The following is a 14,508-nucleotide window of genomic DNA, read 5'->3' as shown; positions in this document are numbered from 1 at the left end:
ACATTATTAGAGAATATACCAATGAGTCGGCAGACCGCTTGGCGAGCTGGGGGGGCGGCAAGATTTGGTTATGCGCCTTCGTCTGAAGAGGACCTTTCGTTATTCCTTGGGCGGCATTCTTTTCCTGATCTGCCTATCGTGTTTGTTGGGCTTGGAAGTAATCTGCTTATTCGTGATGGAGGTCTTGCGGCGCTTGTCGTGTTTACGCATCGAGGACTTTCCGAGTTATCTATTTCGGGTTACGGAGTAGAGGCTTTGTTCTATGCTAGCTCAGGAGTGGCGCTACCCAAATTGGCTCGGTTTTCCGCGAATAAGGGTTTTGAGGGCGGAGAGTTTATGGCTGGTATTCCTGGCTCTGTAGGTGGTGCGTTGGCAATGAACGCGGGTTGTTATGGCTCAGAGACTTGGGATTGCGTTCAACGAGTGAGGACTATCGCACTGAATGGAGAGATAAAAGAAAGGACCCCTTTAGACTATTTAGTGAGTTATCGAAAGGTCAGTCCAAAGTTTGAAGAAAAAGAGTTTTTCATTGGTGCTTGGTTTAGCTTTACCGCGGGTGATGGCCAGAAGTCTAGAGCTAGAATCAGCGAACTTTTGAGGCGAAGAGTTCGAGAGCAACCATTGAGCAAACCAAACTCTGGCTCTGTATTTAGGAATCCCGATGGAGATTTTGCAGCAAGACTCATTGAAAGTAATGGGTTAAAAGGTCGTTCTAACGGCGCGGCTGTAGTCTCCGATAAGCACGCTAATTTCATCATTAATAATGGTGGGGCAAATGCGAAAAACATTGAAGATTTGATCTTTGAAGTTCAATCTGAAGTGGAACTTAAATCAGGCATTCGATTGAAAAGAGAGGTTCATATTATGGGAGACCATTGTTGATTAACGCTAAGGCGATGGGGGTAGTGGGAGTTCTCTGCGGCGGTAGCTCTTCAGAGCGAGAGGTTTCTCTTAATTCTGGAACTGCTGTTTACGAAGCTTTAATCAGTCAAAGCATCGACGCGAAGTTGATTGATACGGCTCAGGATGGAGCCATAGATTTGCTGACTTCAAAGATAGATAGAGCAATGATAATGTTGCATGGACGAGGCGGTGAGGATGGCGCCATCCAGGGATTACTTAAGACTTTAGATATCCCATACTCGGGTAGCCGCGTTTCAGCGTGTGCGCTCGCAATGGATAAATGGCGATCTAAACTGATATTTCAGGGTTGTGGTGTTCCTACGCCAAGTTTTTCATTGGTGCGAACGGTTGAGGAGTTATTGACAGTTATTGTAGATTTGGGGCTACCGTTAGTGGTAAAGCCGTCTCGAGAAGGATCTACGATTGGTATCACCAAGATCACACGAATACAAGATGCTAAAGCGGCATTTGATCTAGCTAGAAAATATGATGCCACAGTAATTGCTGAACAATTTATAGATGGTGATGAATTAACGGTAGCGGTGTTAAATGGAGAGCCTTTACCTGTAGTTCGAATTGTGGCTCTAAATAACAATTATGATTATCAAGCCAAATACCATTCGGAGGAAACGAAGTATTTTTGTCCTTCTGGATTGGACCCCAGTATTGTCCGTAACACACAGAATATTGCGATGAGGGCTTTTGAGGTTCTGGGTTGTTCGGGTTGGGGCAGGGTTGACGTGATGCTCGATCGAGCTGGATTGCCTTGGGTTTTAGAGGTCAATGCGGTTCCTGGAATGACTGGACATAGTTTAGTGCCTATGGCCGCGCTAGAATCCGGCCTAACCTTTGAACAATTAGTTCTTGAAATCTTGAGGGGCTGCGATGTGGCATAACTATAGAGCATTAAACAAGATTAGCTATGGGTTATTGCTCCTTTTGTGCTTGTATCTTTGTCAAGCTGTCTTTAATGCGGGTGTTAATTTAGAGTTTTTTCAGGTAAGTCGTATCAACTTCATTGGTGATATCGATCATGTTTCGCGTGAACAGTTAGAATCAATTGTCACAAAACGTTTTAAGGGTGGTTTTTTTAATTTGAATTTAAGGGAGGCGAAAGACTCGCTTGAGCGCTTGCCTTGGATTAATACTGTACAAATTAAAAGAATTTGGCCGGATGCTATTGAAGTTTTTGTCACAGAGAAGAATGCAATAGCACGTTGGGAAGGTGGTGGACTTTTGGATGGTTCGGGTAAGCTTTTTGAGGGGGCATTGGATGCAAAGTTACCTATTCTCGAAGGGCCTGATGGGCAGCATATTGCCGTTGTAAGGAAGTATTTAAGCCTGTCGGCAATGCTGGAACCGCATGCAGTTAGGATCGATCGATTACGGTTAACAAAACATCAGTCTTGGTATGGTCGTCTCTCTAGCGGGATTGTGGTTGCTTTTGGGAAAGAAAATGTAGAGTCTCGATTGGAGAGATTCATGAGGTTTTTACCAGATGTTGAGCTGCGGTTTAAACAGCCTGTTAAGTACGCCGATTTAAGATATACGAATGGTTTCGCAGTTAATGCAACCGTTAGTCGGAAGGATGGATCCTAAATATGAAAAATATTGATTGGGCGATAAACGGAGCTAAGGCTAAACCTCAATACGCTGACATTATTGTTGCTCTAGATATTGGTACGTCGAAGATAGCCGCGGTTGTTGCTGAGCTTAGGGAAGATGGCCAATACGAGATCATTGGACTTGGGAGCTCTACGTCTCAAGGGATGAAAAAAGGCGTTGTTGTCAATATAGAGTCTACGGTGAATGCAATTCAGCGTGCGGTTGAAGAGGCAGAGCTGATGGCTGACCGAAAAATCAAACAGGTTTGGACGGGAATTGCTGGTGGCCATATTAAAAGTTTTAACTCTCACGGCATGGTTGCAATTCAGGGTGATGAAGTGACTCAAGTTGATATTGATCGAGTTTTAGAAACTGCTCGGGCGATTCCAATACCCTCGGATCAACAAATTCTCCATGTCCTTAACCAAGAGTTTGCTATTGATGGCCAAGAAGATGTTCGAGAACCTTTAGCTATGTCTGGTATGCGCTTAGAAGTAAAGGTGCATATTGTGACGGGAGCGGTATCGGCCGCGCAAAATATTCTTAAGTGTATACGCCGATGCGGCTTGGAAGTCGGTGAATTAATTTTGCAGCCCTTAGCATCCGCCATGGCGGTGCTGTCTGAGGATGAGAAAGACTTAGGCGTTTGTCTCATTGATATTGGGGGCGGGACAAGTGATATAGCAATTTTTACGCAAGGAGCGATTCGGCATACAGCGGTTATTCCAATCGCTGGCGACCAAGTAACGAGCGATATTGCGATGGCTTTTCGAACGCCGACTAAGGAAGCGGAGGATATTAAGCGACGTTATGGATGCGCTCTGCGTGGACTCGCAGATTCAAGCGAGACCATCGAGGTGCCTAGAGTGGGTGATCGTCCTCCAAAGAGGCTATCGCGACAAATGCTTTCTGAGGTTATCGAGCCTCGGGTGGAGGAATTATATAGCTTGGTTTTGGCGGAAATTAGTAAGAGTGGCTTGGGAGAACTCTTGTCTTCTGGGATTGTAATTACCGGAGGTAGCAGCGGGATGGAAGGGATGGTGGAGCTCGGCGAAGAGGTTCTCCACATGCCTGTTCGGCTTGGCGCGCCGACTTACACTGGCTCTTTGGCGGAGGTTATTCGTAACCCACGTTATTCGACGTCTGCGGGCCTTTTAAGGGCTGGAGTTTTTTATACAGAGAAACAAAAGATAGATCAAATGAAGAACGGCGCAGTGAAAGCGTTAGTATCTAAAACGAAACGCTGGTTTGAGACAAATTTTTGATGATGTAACTAGTTTAAGAAAGAAGTAATTGGTACACTAACGACACGAATTAAGACTGAGGAGTTGTCCATATGTTCGAGATCCTAGATAGCCAATCGCAAGAGGCGGTTATAAAAGTTATCGGAGTTGGCGGCTGCGGCGGTAATGCTGTAGACCATATGATAAAAAGGGGTGTTGACGGTGTTGAATTTATTTCTGCAAATACTGATGCACAGGCGCTATCTCGCAACAAATCTGAACGTACAGTTCAGTTGGGAACTCAAATCACTAAAGGTTTAGGGGCTGGGGCAAATCCAGAGGTTGGGCGGCAAGCAGCCTTAGAGGATCGCGAGGCAATCGCAGAATTAATTGACGGTGCTGATATGGTGTTCCTGACTGCTGGCATGGGTGGGGGGACTGGCACCGGAGCCGCTCCAATCTTTGCTCAAGTCGCTAAGGAGTTAGGTATCTTAACGGTAGCGGTAGTGACTAAACCGTTTGCCTTCGAAGGTAAGCGCGAAAAAATAGCATCTGAGGGATTAGCAGAGCTAACGAAATATGTGGATTCTTTAATTGTCATTCCCAATGATAGATTGATGGCCGTACTTGGGGACGATGTGTCGTTGTTAGATGCATTTGAAGCGGCCAATGACGTGTTATACGGTGCTGTATCTGGTATTGCTGAGGTCATAAAGTGCCCAGGGTTAGTGAATGTTGACTTCGCTGATGTGAAAACTGTTATGTCGGAGATGGGTATGGCCATGATGGGGTCGCATATGGCTTCTGGGGATGATCGAGCAAAAAGAGCTGCGGAAGGTGCTGTTGCAAGCCCCTTATTAGAGGGTGTCGATCTGCATGGTGCGAGAGGTGTCCTGGTTAACATCACTTCTGGTAAGAATCTGAAGATGAAGGAAGTTAACGAGGTCATGGCAACGATTAGAAAATTTACCGCTGAGGATGCGACCATTATTGTTGGCACGGTTATTGATGAAGGTTTAGATAATGATTTACGAGTCACGATTGTGGCTACTGGAATTGGTGGTGGTGAAAGCAGGGCAAGGGTTATGCCCGTTTCTTTGGTAAGAAACGGCACGTATAATGACGTTTTAGAAGATGTGATGCGTGAAGATCCAGATACGCCAGCAGTAATTAGAAGAAGAGGACGTCAAGCGGCTGTAACTGCGCTGCGACAGACTGGGGTTGAAGATTTGGACATACCGGCTTTTTTGCGCCATCAAGCCGATTGAAGTATTCGAGATTAAGGTCATCTGGGTGCTTACAATGGATTTGCCTGAATTTTTGATATCATGGTCAAAAGATTAGAACTTAGAATTCGTCCGCAAGCCTAACAATGTCATCTGTCTTTTTTGAGCTTGTATTGATTAAACTTACTAACCGAAGATGATCTATCAACGCACTTTAAAGAATTTAGTTAAAGCCACGGGTATCGGTTTACATACGGGGAAAACGGTTACGCTCACGCTCCGTTCAGCTGCGCCAAATACAGGCGTTGTGTTCAGGCGCATCGATCTAAACCCAGTTGTAGACATTAAGGCAGATCCATTTTTCGTGGTCGATACCCGTCTTTCCTCATGCCTCGAGTATCAAGGGGTTAAAGTTCAAACTGTAGAGCACTTGATGTCCGCATTGTGTGGCTTGGGAATCGATAACGTATATGTTGATTTAACCGCGGCTGAAGTCCCTATCATGGATGGATCCGCATCACCTTTTGTTTTCTTGATTCAATCAGCGGGAATTGAGCAACAGTCAGCACTGAAGAGATTCATCCGCATTAAGAGTGATATTCGTGTTGATGACGGTGATAAGTGGGTTTCTTTTTCGCCATATAATGGATTCAAAATTGATTTCACTATTGATTTTAAGCACCCAGCATTTGCTGATAAAAATAGATCAGTTTCATTGGACTTCCAAACTACTTCGTATGTGAAAGAAATCAGCCGTGCGAGAACTTTTGGATTCACGCAGGATGTTGAAATGTTGCGTTCCCAGGGATTGGCACTCGGCGGAAGTTTTGAAAACGCTATTGTGATGGATAAATATCGAATACTGAACGCAGATGGGTTGAGGTATGACGATGAGTTCGTTAAGCATAAAGCACTTGATGCTATTGGCGATCTATATTTGCTGGGGAGGCCTTTAATTGGTGCGTTTTCAGCTCATAAATCTGGTCATGAGTTGAACAATAAGTTACTGCGTAAGTTAGTAGAGAATGAGTCTGCTTGGGAGCAAGTCGAATTTCTACAAAAAGATAATCTACCGGGATTTTTGCACTCCAACTTACAGGGGGCCTGACTACAATTTAAGTAATTTTTTCCTCATCTCGTCAATGAATCCCAAGGTACTCTGCGTGTGATTTAACGTCTTTCGTTTCCCTTTAGGCATAGAGCTTGCGTTAGGCGTCACTTTAATCTCAATTGTCTCAACCATTTCACATCCTTTCTTATTCTGAATGTGGTGGAGTACCGTAGGTGACATTTGCCTGATTTTCGCACCAATGATCTGGGTACCAGTAAAAATAGTTAATGTTTTTGGTGTGGCTAAAACAATCTCCACTTTATTTTGAATATTTTTGGGGAGAATTACTCCAATCTCTGCTCGCACGATTTCCATGGTGTCGATTTGACGCTGCAGGCGCGTCAGGTCTGAATGGTTTTTAATAATATTGGCAATATTCGTATTTTTTGGCATAAACAATGTCTTGCAGGATTAATTTTTAATGCCAATTAAGTTCAATATGTAAGGTTAGCCTTGACCGATTAAAATCCTTTGAATCTAATTGTTATACCGCACCACGTGTTAGACTAACAGGTTTAAGTAAACTATTTCGCTAAGGCGACTTTGATGATTTCTAAAGTGCTCAAAAAGATATTCGGTAGCCGTAACGACCGATTATTGAAGACTTACCAAAAGACAATTCGGCGGATAAACGAAATTGAGGATGAGTTGGCCGCTCTTTCTGACGAGGAACTCAAAAGCAAGACGCTTGAGTTTAAGCGGCGTCTGGATTCGGGAGAAGTCTTAGATGACATTTTGCCTGATGCATTTGCTGTTGTTAGAGAGGCAAGTAAGCGTGTTTTGGAATTGAGGCACTTCGATGCTCAGCTCTTAGGTGGAATAGCACTTCATCAGGGGAAAATATCTGAAATGCGCACTGGTGAGGGCAAAACATTAGTAGCAACGTTACCGGCCTATCTTAATGCCTTATCAGGTTCGCCCGTTCATGTGATTACTGTTAATGATTATTTGGCTAATCGAGATGCCAGCTGGATGGGTAAGGTTTTTGAATTTCTCGGTATGACAGTTGGCGTTAATCTATCAGGTCAGGACCATGAGCAGAAACAGTTAGCCTATGCGGCAGATATAACTTACGGTACGAATAACGAATTTGGCTTTGATTACCTTCGAGACAATATGGTCTTTAAAAAGACGGATAAAGTTCAGAGGGACTTGTCGTTCGCCATTGTTGACGAAGTCGATTCGATATTGATTGATGAGGCGCGAACACCGCTGATTATTTCAGGCCAAGCTGATGACAATAGAGAGCTCTATCTTAAAGTAAACTCAATCGCATCAAAGTTAAAAAAAGTCGAAAAAGTCGCACAAGAGGGGGAGGAAGAGGATGGAGACTTTACTGTTGACGAGAAATCTAATCAGGTTGTATTGACCGAACGAGGGTATGAAAATGCTGAGAAATTTTTACTTTCTGGAGGGCTGCTGACCAATGAAGGAAGCCTCTATGACCCATCAAATATTTCTTTAATTCATCATGTATATGCTGCGCTACGGGCGCATAACTTATTTTTTAATAATCAGCATTATGTTGTTCAAAATCAGGAAATTGTTATTGTTGACGAGTTCACCGGTCGTTTAATGGCGGGGAGACGTTGGTCTGATGGGCTACATCAGGCTGTTGAGGCAAAAGAGGGAGTTAATATTCAAAAGGAAAATCAGACTCTCGCTTCGATAACTTTTCAAAATTACTTCCGTATGTACGATAAGTTGGCGGGGATGACGGGTACTGCGGATACGGAGGCCTTTGAGTTTCAGCAAATATATGGTCTTGAGACGGTCATCATCCCGACTCATCGGGATATGATCCGTGAAGACAAGATGGATCAGATCTATAAGACAAGTAAGGAGCGGTATACCGCCGTCTTGAATGACATTAAAGATTGTTATTCTCGCGGACAACCTGTACTCGTAGGGACAACCTCGATAGAAAACTCTGAGCTCATTTCCACTTTATTGGATCAAGAAGGGTTGTCTCATCAGGTTTTAAATGCGAAACAGCACGATCGAGAGGCAGAGGTCGTGGCTCAAGCTGGTCGTCCTAAAATGATCACGATAGCGACTAATATGGCTGGTCGTGGAACGGATATTGTGCTTGGTGGAATGCCCACCGATGTCGACCAAGATGGCGAATGGCAAGAGAGACATGACAAAGTATTGTCGCTTGGTGGCCTTCATATCATTGGAACAGAACGGCATGAATCTCGAAGAATTGATAATCAGTTAAGAGGACGCTCAGGTAGGCAGGGAGATGCAGGTTCGTCTCGGTTTTATTTGTCATTAGAAGATTCACTTCTTAGGATATTTGCGTCTGACAGGGTGGCCGCTATCATGGATCGATTGAAGTTGCCTGAAGGTGAGCCCATTGAGCACCCTTGGGTCACTAAGGCGATCGAAAACGCACAAAGGAAAGTTGAAGGTAGAAACTTTGACATTAGGAAGCAACTGTTGGAGTTTGATGATGTTGCTAATGAGCAGCGAAAAGTCATTTATGAGCAGAGGAACGCTTTACTAGATTCCATTGATACAGTCGATATGGTCGCTGGTATGCGAGATGGAGCAATAGAGGATTTGGTAGATAGTTTTGTCCCACAAGGTAGTCTGGAAGAGCAGTGGAATGTACCGGGACTAGAGGCGGCGTTGCGCGCTGAATATACGCTTGAGTCTGATTTAGGTAACTTAATGGATCGGGCAACTGCGCTAGAAGTGCAAGACCTTGTCGACGAGGTTAAGGCTCGAGCACAAAAATTTTACGATGAAAAGATGGCTGATGCTCCCACTGAAGCGGTTCAACAATATGAGCGATCTGTGATGTTGCAAAGTATTGACTCCCATTGGCGTGATCATCTTGCTGCTCTAGATCACCTTCGACAAGGCATTCATCTTCGTGGCTATGCCCAGAAAAACCCTAAACAAGAATACAAACGTGAAGCGTTTGAGCTGTTCTCATTACTATTGCAAACTGTACGGAATGAGGTGACTAAGTTGCTGATGAGTGTTCGAATTCGTAGCGTAGAAGAGGTCGAAAATATTACTGGAGAGCAACCCAGATTAACGGATGTTGCTTACAACCACGGGGCCACGCGCGAAATGAATCAGCCGCCTCGAGCTGTTAATAGTAAGGTTGCTACGTTTGTTAGGTCACAACAGAAGGTTGGACGCAATGATCCTTGTCCTTGTGATTCCGGAAAAAAATATAAACATTGTCATGGACAGCTAGGGTAATGGATCGTGCCGAGTATTCAACCTAAGGACAATTTCGGTCAAGTGTTTGCTATCGAAGGGCTCACTCTGGGCGTAGCAAGTGCGGCTATCCGTAAGAAGGACCGTCTTGATTTGGTGGTGCTATTGTTGAAAGAAACCGCTACCGTTGCGGGAGTATTTACCCAAAACAATTTTTGCGCAGCTCCAGTCCAAGTATGTAGACAACGATTGTCTCAAGGCAAGCCAATCAAGGCGATGGTAATTAATACTGGAGTTGCTAACGCAGGGACTGGGGCAGGCGGGATTGAGGATGCGAAAAATATTTGTCGTGAGTTAGCGCAGCTACTAAAGGTTGACCCCGATTCAGTCCTTCCTTTTTCGACTGGGGTGATCATGGAGCGATTGCCTGTGGATAAAATAATTGCGGGATTGCCTAGATGTTTGGAGACCCAGATGACGATGGGTTGGGAAGAAGCCTCTCAAGGTATTTTGACGACTGATTTGGTGCCTAAAATATCTTCAAGAAGTTTTCAAATCGAGGAGCAATCAATCAACGTGACAGGAATGGCTAAGGGCTCTGGCATGATCAAGCCTAATATGGCGACCATGCTTGCTTTTGTGGCAACCGATGCGCATGTGTCAGATAAGTGTCTAGATGAAATCGTGCGTTATGCGAATGACCGGACATTTAATTGTATTAGCGTTGATGGAGATACATCGACAAATGACAGTTTTATGTTGATCGCGACAGGTGCTTGTGATGGTCTTAAGATCACCTCAGCAGACAATCCTGCGTTTGTAAAAATTAGGGATGAAATCACGTCTGTTTGTGAAGATCTAGCTAAAAAAATTGTTCTCGATGGAGAAGGAGCAACAAAATTTATAGAAATCAGATTGAAAGATTGCCAGTCTATATCCGAAGCGCGTGAAGTCGGATTTTCAGTTGCTAATTCTCCATTAGTCAAAACAGCTTTTTATGCATCAGATGCCAATTTAGGACGAATTATGTCTGCCATTGGTGCCGCCCGTGTGAGGGATTTGGACGTTTCAAAAATTGATATGTGGATTGGCGATGTTCTGGTTGCAAAGAATGGTGAGTCTGCGCCTAGTTATCGAGAAGTCGACGTAAAGCCATTCATGGAGTCAGATGAGATTGTCGTGACGATAAGCTTGGGTCGTGGGAAAGATTCAGGAATTATTTGGACCTGTGATCTATCGCATGACTATATTAAGATCAACGCTGAATACAGGAGCTAAGCATGGCTGACTGGGCGAAGTTGTTGGAGCGGGTAGAATCATTGCTTGATCGAATTGAGTCGTACCTGCCCATACGACTGGAAAATCCAGATTGGAGAAAAGTTGTTGCGAGCCGTTGGCGTTGTTATGGCGGGCGAGGATTTTTACAGCCGGTAGCCATTCCCGATCATATAAACGTGCGGGACTTATCTGCGATCGACGAGCAAATAAAACTGGTTGACATGAATACTCGTCAGTTTCTCGCCGGGTTGCCCGCTAATAATGTACTTTTAACTGGCTCAAAAGGTACAGGTAAGTCCTCGTTGATTAAAGCCTTACTCAATAAGTACTCAGAAAAAACGTTAAGGCTTATTGAGGTAGATAAGGCTGATTTGTATGAGTTACCTCAAATTATTGATTTGATATCGAGTCAGCCGTATCGTTTTGTTATTTTTTGTGATGACCTTTCGTTTAGTGCTGATGACGGCGCTTATAAAACCCTTAAAGTTGCACTCGATGGATCGATTGCGACTAGTTCGGAAAATATTTTGATCTATGCGACATCCAATCGCAGGCATCTTTTGCCTGAGTATATGACTGAAAACTTGGAGTCAACCTATAAGGGTGAAGAAATTCACGCTGGCGAAAATGTTGAAGAAAAAATATCGCTCTCAGAACGTTTCGGTTTATGGGTTCATTTCGACGCTTTCACTCAAGACGAGTATGTAACAATCGCCAGTTATTGGATAAAAAAATTGTCTTTGGGAGCTTTTGATGTAGATGAGGGCGTGATTAGGCGATCTCTACAGTGGGCTCTAGAGCGCGGGTCGCGGAGTGGTAGAGTGGCTTATCATTTTGCGAAGAATGAAGTTGGCGCTAGGAAACTGCGAGATATTAAATCCAAGCGTACTCGGTGAGCAAGATGATCCACGTGGTGGCGGGGATTCTCTTTGATGCTAATGGGCATTTTTTGCTGGCACGACGACCGATGGGTAAGGTATATGAGGGGTTTTGGGAATTTCCCGGAGGTAAGGTCGAAGAAAACGAACGAGCGTCTGATGCTTTAATACGGGAGTTAAAGGAAGAGCTCGGAATTGTTCCCAAGGCATTTCATCCCTGGATTACAAAGACATTCCGATATACGCATGCAGATGTAAACATTGAGTTTTTCAAAGTCACGCATTGGTCGGGAGAAGTCAGATCGCTAGAGGATCAGGATCTGCATTGGCAAGGACCTGGTTCAATCAGGGTCACACCGGTGTTAGGCCCTAACATTACAATTTTAAAATCTCTTCGCTTGCCTGATTATTACTTGATAACTAATTTGTCAGAATTGGGTGAAGCAAATTTTTTCCAGCTTCTGTTGCAGGCTGTACAAAAATCACCTCAGTTAATTCAAGTACGCGAGAAAAGTTTGTCATCTGCTGATTTGGAGGCTTTCACCAAAGAGGTGTTGAGTGTTTGTCGCCCAAGTGGAAGTAAGGTGTTAGTTAATACTCATTTTGATATCGCCGATAGAGTCGGTGCTGATGGCGTTCACTTGAATTCGGAACAACTAAAATCGATAACTTATCGTCCTCAATTCGCTTTGTGCGCAGCCTCTTGTCACTCGAAGGAAGATCTAGTTCGGGTAGATGCTTTAGGGCTTGATTTTGCTGTACTTAGCCCAATTAAAGTTACTGCTTCTCACCCGCATGTGAGGCCCATTGGGTGGAATCTCTTAAATTCCTTGATTGAGGAGGTAAAGACACCCATATACGCTTTGGGTGGGTTGTCCAAAGAGGACCTACATAACGCCTGGATTCATGGGGCCGCAGGCATTTCGATGGTCCGAGGGGCTTGGTAGTCATTCAATCGGATTCGTCATTGCTTAGTTTGTCTTCTGCAGCAACGCTATATTTCTCCATTGCCCAGTTCCCAGTGTCAATCAGCTTACATCGCTTCGAGCAAAAAGGACGGAACCGTGATTCGTTTTGCCAAATGACCGAATTGCCACAGTGCGGACAATTAACTATAGTTTTTTTCATCTCCATATATATTTCTCTAATCTCAACTACTTCCTGATCCCGATGAAAGTTGAATATATTTTTCATGCATGACTTGAACTTGTTTGAGGAGCGAAGATAGGTCATCGTTGTTAGTGATGATGTCATCCGCTAATGCTAACCTTGCTTGTCGAGTTGCCTGAGTGCGTATGATGGTATTAACCTCAACGTCAGTCAGGCTACTTCGTTTCTTAACCCGTTCAATCTGAACCGACTCTTCACAATCCACGACCAAAACACGATTGATGAAGGTATATTGACCTTTTTCAACAAGCAACGGCACCACTATAATGATGTATGGCCCACTAGCTTTGGAAAGAGCGCCTTCGACCTTTTGTCGGATTCTGGGGTGAAGAATTTGTTCTAAATGCGATCGTGCAGCTTTATCACTAAAAATAATCTCCCTAAGTTTTTTTCTATTGAGCACTCTGTCTTGGATGATATTGGCACCGAAATGATCTGCAATGGTCTGCAGAGCGTCCGTGTCAGTCATAGTCAGTTGGTGGGATATTTTGTCGGTGTCTATGACCTCGATACCCAAACGCTCGAAGCCATCTGATACAGCACTTTTTCCAGAGCCAATTCCACCCGTTAGTCCGATGATTAGCCGTTCAAGCATTAATCTACTGCTTTGCTTGATACAAGTTTTACCGATTTGATAAACTTATCTTTCGTTTGCAGGATCTCCAAATTGTGGCCCGAGATTTGAATTGAAATTCCAGTTTCGGGTATTTGCTGGAGGTGGTCTAGTATTAGGCCATTCAATGTTTTCGCTCCGTCGATTGGAAAATTTAAATTAAAGTCTCGATTTAAGTCGCGAAGTGTCACAGCTCCATCTATTATTAAACTACCATCCATCATTTTTTTAGCTGATGTTGTGGATAAAGGGGATCGTGTGGTGAACTCACCTACGATTTCTTCGATGATATCCTCAATTGTAATCAACCCCATTAAGTTCCCATACTCGTCTACAACGTAGGCCATTCTTTCATGACATTCCTGAAAGTTTTGAAGTTGAGTAAGCAGATTCGTATCTTTTGGGATGTAGTAAGGCGCCTTCATGACTTGTTCAATAGACTCCATGGTGACTTGATTATCTTCAGATACGTTTAATAATTTACGAATATGAATGATGCCAATAATTTCGTCAGGATTTTCTCTAAAAACTGGCAAACGGGTGTGATTAGCAGTAATGATTTCTGTCTGAATGTCAGTGATTTGTGCGGCTAAGTTTATAGCCTCAATTTTGTTCCTGGGAACCATCAGGTCTTCAACTGTTATGGCTTGTAAATCGAACAAATTAGCGAGCATGCTTTGATGTTTTTGGGGTAAGTAGTTGCCGCCCTCTAGGATAAGTGTGCGTAGCTCCTCTTGGCTTAATTGTGATGCTTGGCCTCCTGATACGGGCTTGATGCGTAGAGCCCAAAAAATCACCCTCACAATGCTGTTGGCGACCGATACAAAGGGATGCATTAATCGCATTAGAGGTTCCAGAATATAACTAGCCGGGAAAGCAATTTTTTCTGGGAAGCTGGCCCCAATGATTTTTGGGGTAATTTCGGCAAAGATGAGCAATACAAATGTGACAATGAGAGTTGCAATGGTTAACGATAATTCACTTTCTCCGAGTAGCTTAAAAGTGATAGCGGTAACTGAAGCGGCTGCTGCTGTATTGGCTAGATTATTCCCTAGCAGAATTGAGCCTAATAATCGATCAGTTTGGCTTAAGAGATTGAGGGTTCTTTTTGCGCCCCGATGTTTGTTTTTGGCGAGGTGTCTTAGTTGGTATTTGTTTAGCGCCATCATGCTTATCTCGGATATTGAGAAGAATGCCGAAACAACGATGAGAATCAAAAATAAAATGATGAGTGTTTGAATGGAAATGTCTTCCATATTCTTCGCCTTAATTTAAATGTGCTGTTGTATTTGAGATCTAAAGAACCCCGACAGTTGCTTGCGTT

14 protein-coding genes are annotated in these 14,508 nt (G+C 43.8%); 10 read left to right on the top strand and 4 right to left on the bottom strand.

Features of this window, described 5'->3' with window-relative positions:
• Positions 1-21 precede the first annotated feature (21 nt).
• From murB to lpxC, 6 genes are all read left to right on the top strand, one after another.
• Entirely contained in the window at positions 22-882 is an 861-nt protein-coding gene (murB, locus tag O3A65_01280) for a UDP-N-acetylmuramate dehydrogenase (GenBank protein MDA1331093.1), read from the top strand.
• A gap of 14 nt (positions 883-896) precedes the next feature.
• The gene (locus tag O3A65_01275) at positions 897-1,799 is read left to right on the top strand and encodes a D-alanine--D-alanine ligase (GenBank protein MDA1331092.1); all 903 of its coding nucleotides are present in this window, start codon (positions 897-899) and stop codon (positions 1,797-1,799) included.
• Positions 1,789-2,502, top strand: a complete 714-nt coding sequence (locus O3A65_01270) for a cell division protein FtsQ/DivIB (protein MDA1331091.1) — start codon at positions 1,789-1,791, stop codon at positions 2,500-2,502. The genes O3A65_01275 and O3A65_01270 overlap by 11 nt, the downstream gene beginning before the upstream one ends.
• 2 nt (positions 2,503-2,504) lie before the next feature.
• Complete coding sequence (ftsA, locus tag O3A65_01265) at positions 2,505-3,773, top strand: cell division protein FtsA (protein MDA1331090.1); 1,269 nt, start codon at positions 2,505-2,507, stop codon at positions 3,771-3,773.
• A 71-nt stretch (positions 3,774-3,844) separates the two neighbouring features.
• A complete protein-coding gene (gene ftsZ, locus O3A65_01260; protein MDA1331089.1) occupies positions 3,845-4,999 on the top strand; it encodes a cell division protein FtsZ in 1,155 nt (384 codons plus the stop codon).
• Positions 5,000-5,153: 154 nt separating this feature from the next.
• Positions 5,154-6,065, top strand: a complete 912-nt coding sequence (lpxC, locus tag O3A65_01255) for a UDP-3-O-acyl-N-acetylglucosamine deacetylase (GenBank protein MDA1331088.1) — start codon at positions 5,154-5,156, stop codon at positions 6,063-6,065.
• Here the strand turns inward: lpxC and O3A65_01250 are convergent, their stop codons facing one another.
• Positions 6,066-6,461: a hypothetical protein gene (locus tag O3A65_01250; GenBank protein ID MDA1331087.1), complete on the bottom strand. Its 396-nt coding sequence runs from the start codon at positions 6,459-6,461 to the stop codon at positions 6,066-6,068.
• A 153-nt stretch (positions 6,462-6,614) separates the two neighbouring features.
• Here O3A65_01250 and secA point away from each other — a divergent pair, with 153 nt between their 5' ends.
• The 4 genes from secA to O3A65_01230 are packed head-to-tail and all read left to right on the top strand — an operon-like array spanning position 6,615 to position 12,348.
• Positions 6,615-9,287: a preprotein translocase subunit SecA gene (gene secA, locus O3A65_01245; GenBank protein MDA1331086.1), complete on the top strand. Its 2,673-nt coding sequence runs from the start codon at positions 6,615-6,617 to the stop codon at positions 9,285-9,287.
• Between the two features lie 6 nt (positions 9,288-9,293).
• Positions 9,294-10,523, top strand: a complete 1,230-nt coding sequence (gene argJ, locus O3A65_01240; GenBank protein ID MDA1331085.1) for a bifunctional glutamate N-acetyltransferase/amino-acid acetyltransferase ArgJ — start codon at positions 9,294-9,296, stop codon at positions 10,521-10,523.
• 2 nt (positions 10,524-10,525) lie between these two features.
• Positions 10,526-11,419, top strand: coding sequence for an ATP-binding protein (locus O3A65_01235; GenBank protein MDA1331084.1), 894 nt, complete (start codon positions 10,526-10,528; stop codon positions 11,417-11,419).
• Positions 11,420-11,424: 5 nt separating this feature from the next.
• The gene (locus O3A65_01230) at positions 11,425-12,348 is read left to right on the top strand and encodes a Nudix family hydrolase (protein ID MDA1331083.1); all 924 of its coding nucleotides are present in this window, start codon (positions 11,425-11,427) and stop codon (positions 12,346-12,348) included.
• A 4-nt stretch (positions 12,349-12,352) separates the two neighbouring features.
• Here the strand turns inward: O3A65_01230 and yacG are convergent, their stop codons facing one another.
• Genes yacG through O3A65_01215 form a run of 3 tightly spaced genes read right to left on the bottom strand, consistent with a single transcriptional unit; the run spans position 12,353 to position 14,440 of the window.
• Entirely contained in the window at positions 12,353-12,529 is a 177-nt protein-coding gene (gene yacG, locus O3A65_01225; GenBank protein ID MDA1331082.1) for a DNA gyrase inhibitor YacG, read from the bottom strand.
• Positions 12,530-12,551: 22 nt separating this feature from the next.
• Positions 12,552-13,166, bottom strand: a complete 615-nt coding sequence (gene coaE, locus O3A65_01220) for a dephospho-CoA kinase (GenBank protein ID MDA1331081.1) — start codon at positions 13,164-13,166, stop codon at positions 12,552-12,554.
• Positions 13,166-14,440 (bottom strand): CNNM domain-containing protein, encoded by a 1,275-nt coding sequence (locus O3A65_01215; GenBank protein MDA1331080.1) that lies wholly within the window; start codon positions 14,438-14,440, stop codon positions 13,166-13,168. Before O3A65_01215 ends, coaE begins: the two co-directional genes overlap by 1 nt.
• Positions 14,441-14,508: the final 68 nt, after the last annotated feature.

It is taken from the genome of Pseudomonadota bacterium (assembly GCA_027624715.1).
Taxonomy (GTDB): Bacteria; Pseudomonadota; Gammaproteobacteria; order Burkholderiales; family Eutrophovitaceae; genus Eutrophovita.
Note: the sequence above shows the minus strand (reverse complement) of the source record. Positions and strands in the feature narration are given on the sequence as shown.

What these genes read in the sequence shown, in the direction of transcription:
- O3A65_01275 (MDA1331092.1), top strand. Translation starts at nt 897, where the DNA reads ATGGGGGTAGTGGGAGTTCTCTGCGGCGGTAGCTCTTCAGAGCGAGAG.
- murB (MDA1331093.1), top strand. Translation starts at nt 22, where the DNA reads ATGAGTCGGCAGACCGCTTGGCGAGCTGGGGGGGCGGCAAGATTTGGT.
- secA (MDA1331086.1), top strand. Translation starts at nt 6,615, where the DNA reads ATGATTTCTAAAGTGCTCAAAAAGATATTCGGTAGCCGTAACGACCGA.
- O3A65_01270 (MDA1331091.1), top strand. Translation starts at nt 1,789, where the DNA reads ATGTGGCATAACTATAGAGCATTAAACAAGATTAGCTATGGGTTATTG.
- lpxC (MDA1331088.1), top strand. Translation starts at nt 5,154, where the DNA reads ATGATCTATCAACGCACTTTAAAGAATTTAGTTAAAGCCACGGGTATC.
- O3A65_01250 (MDA1331087.1), bottom strand. Translation starts at nt 6,461, where the DNA reads ATGCCAAAAAATACGAATATTGCCAATATTATTAAAAACCATTCAGAC.
- coaE (MDA1331081.1), bottom strand. Translation starts at nt 13,166, where the DNA reads ATGCTTGAACGGCTAATCATCGGACTAACGGGTGGAATTGGCTCTGGA.
- yacG (MDA1331082.1), bottom strand. Translation starts at nt 12,529, where the DNA reads ATGAAAAAAACTATAGTTAATTGTCCGCACTGTGGCAATTCGGTCATT.
- O3A65_01235 (MDA1331084.1), top strand. Translation starts at nt 10,526, where the DNA reads ATGGCTGACTGGGCGAAGTTGTTGGAGCGGGTAGAATCATTGCTTGAT.
- ftsZ (MDA1331089.1), top strand. Translation starts at nt 3,845, where the DNA reads ATGTTCGAGATCCTAGATAGCCAATCGCAAGAGGCGGTTATAAAAGTT.
- O3A65_01215 (MDA1331080.1), bottom strand. Translation starts at nt 14,440, where the DNA reads ATGGAAGACATTTCCATTCAAACACTCATCATTTTATTTTTGATTCTC.
- O3A65_01230 (MDA1331083.1), top strand. Translation starts at nt 11,425, where the DNA reads ATGATCCACGTGGTGGCGGGGATTCTCTTTGATGCTAATGGGCATTTT.
- ftsA (MDA1331090.1), top strand. Translation starts at nt 2,505, where the DNA reads ATGAAAAATATTGATTGGGCGATAAACGGAGCTAAGGCTAAACCTCAA.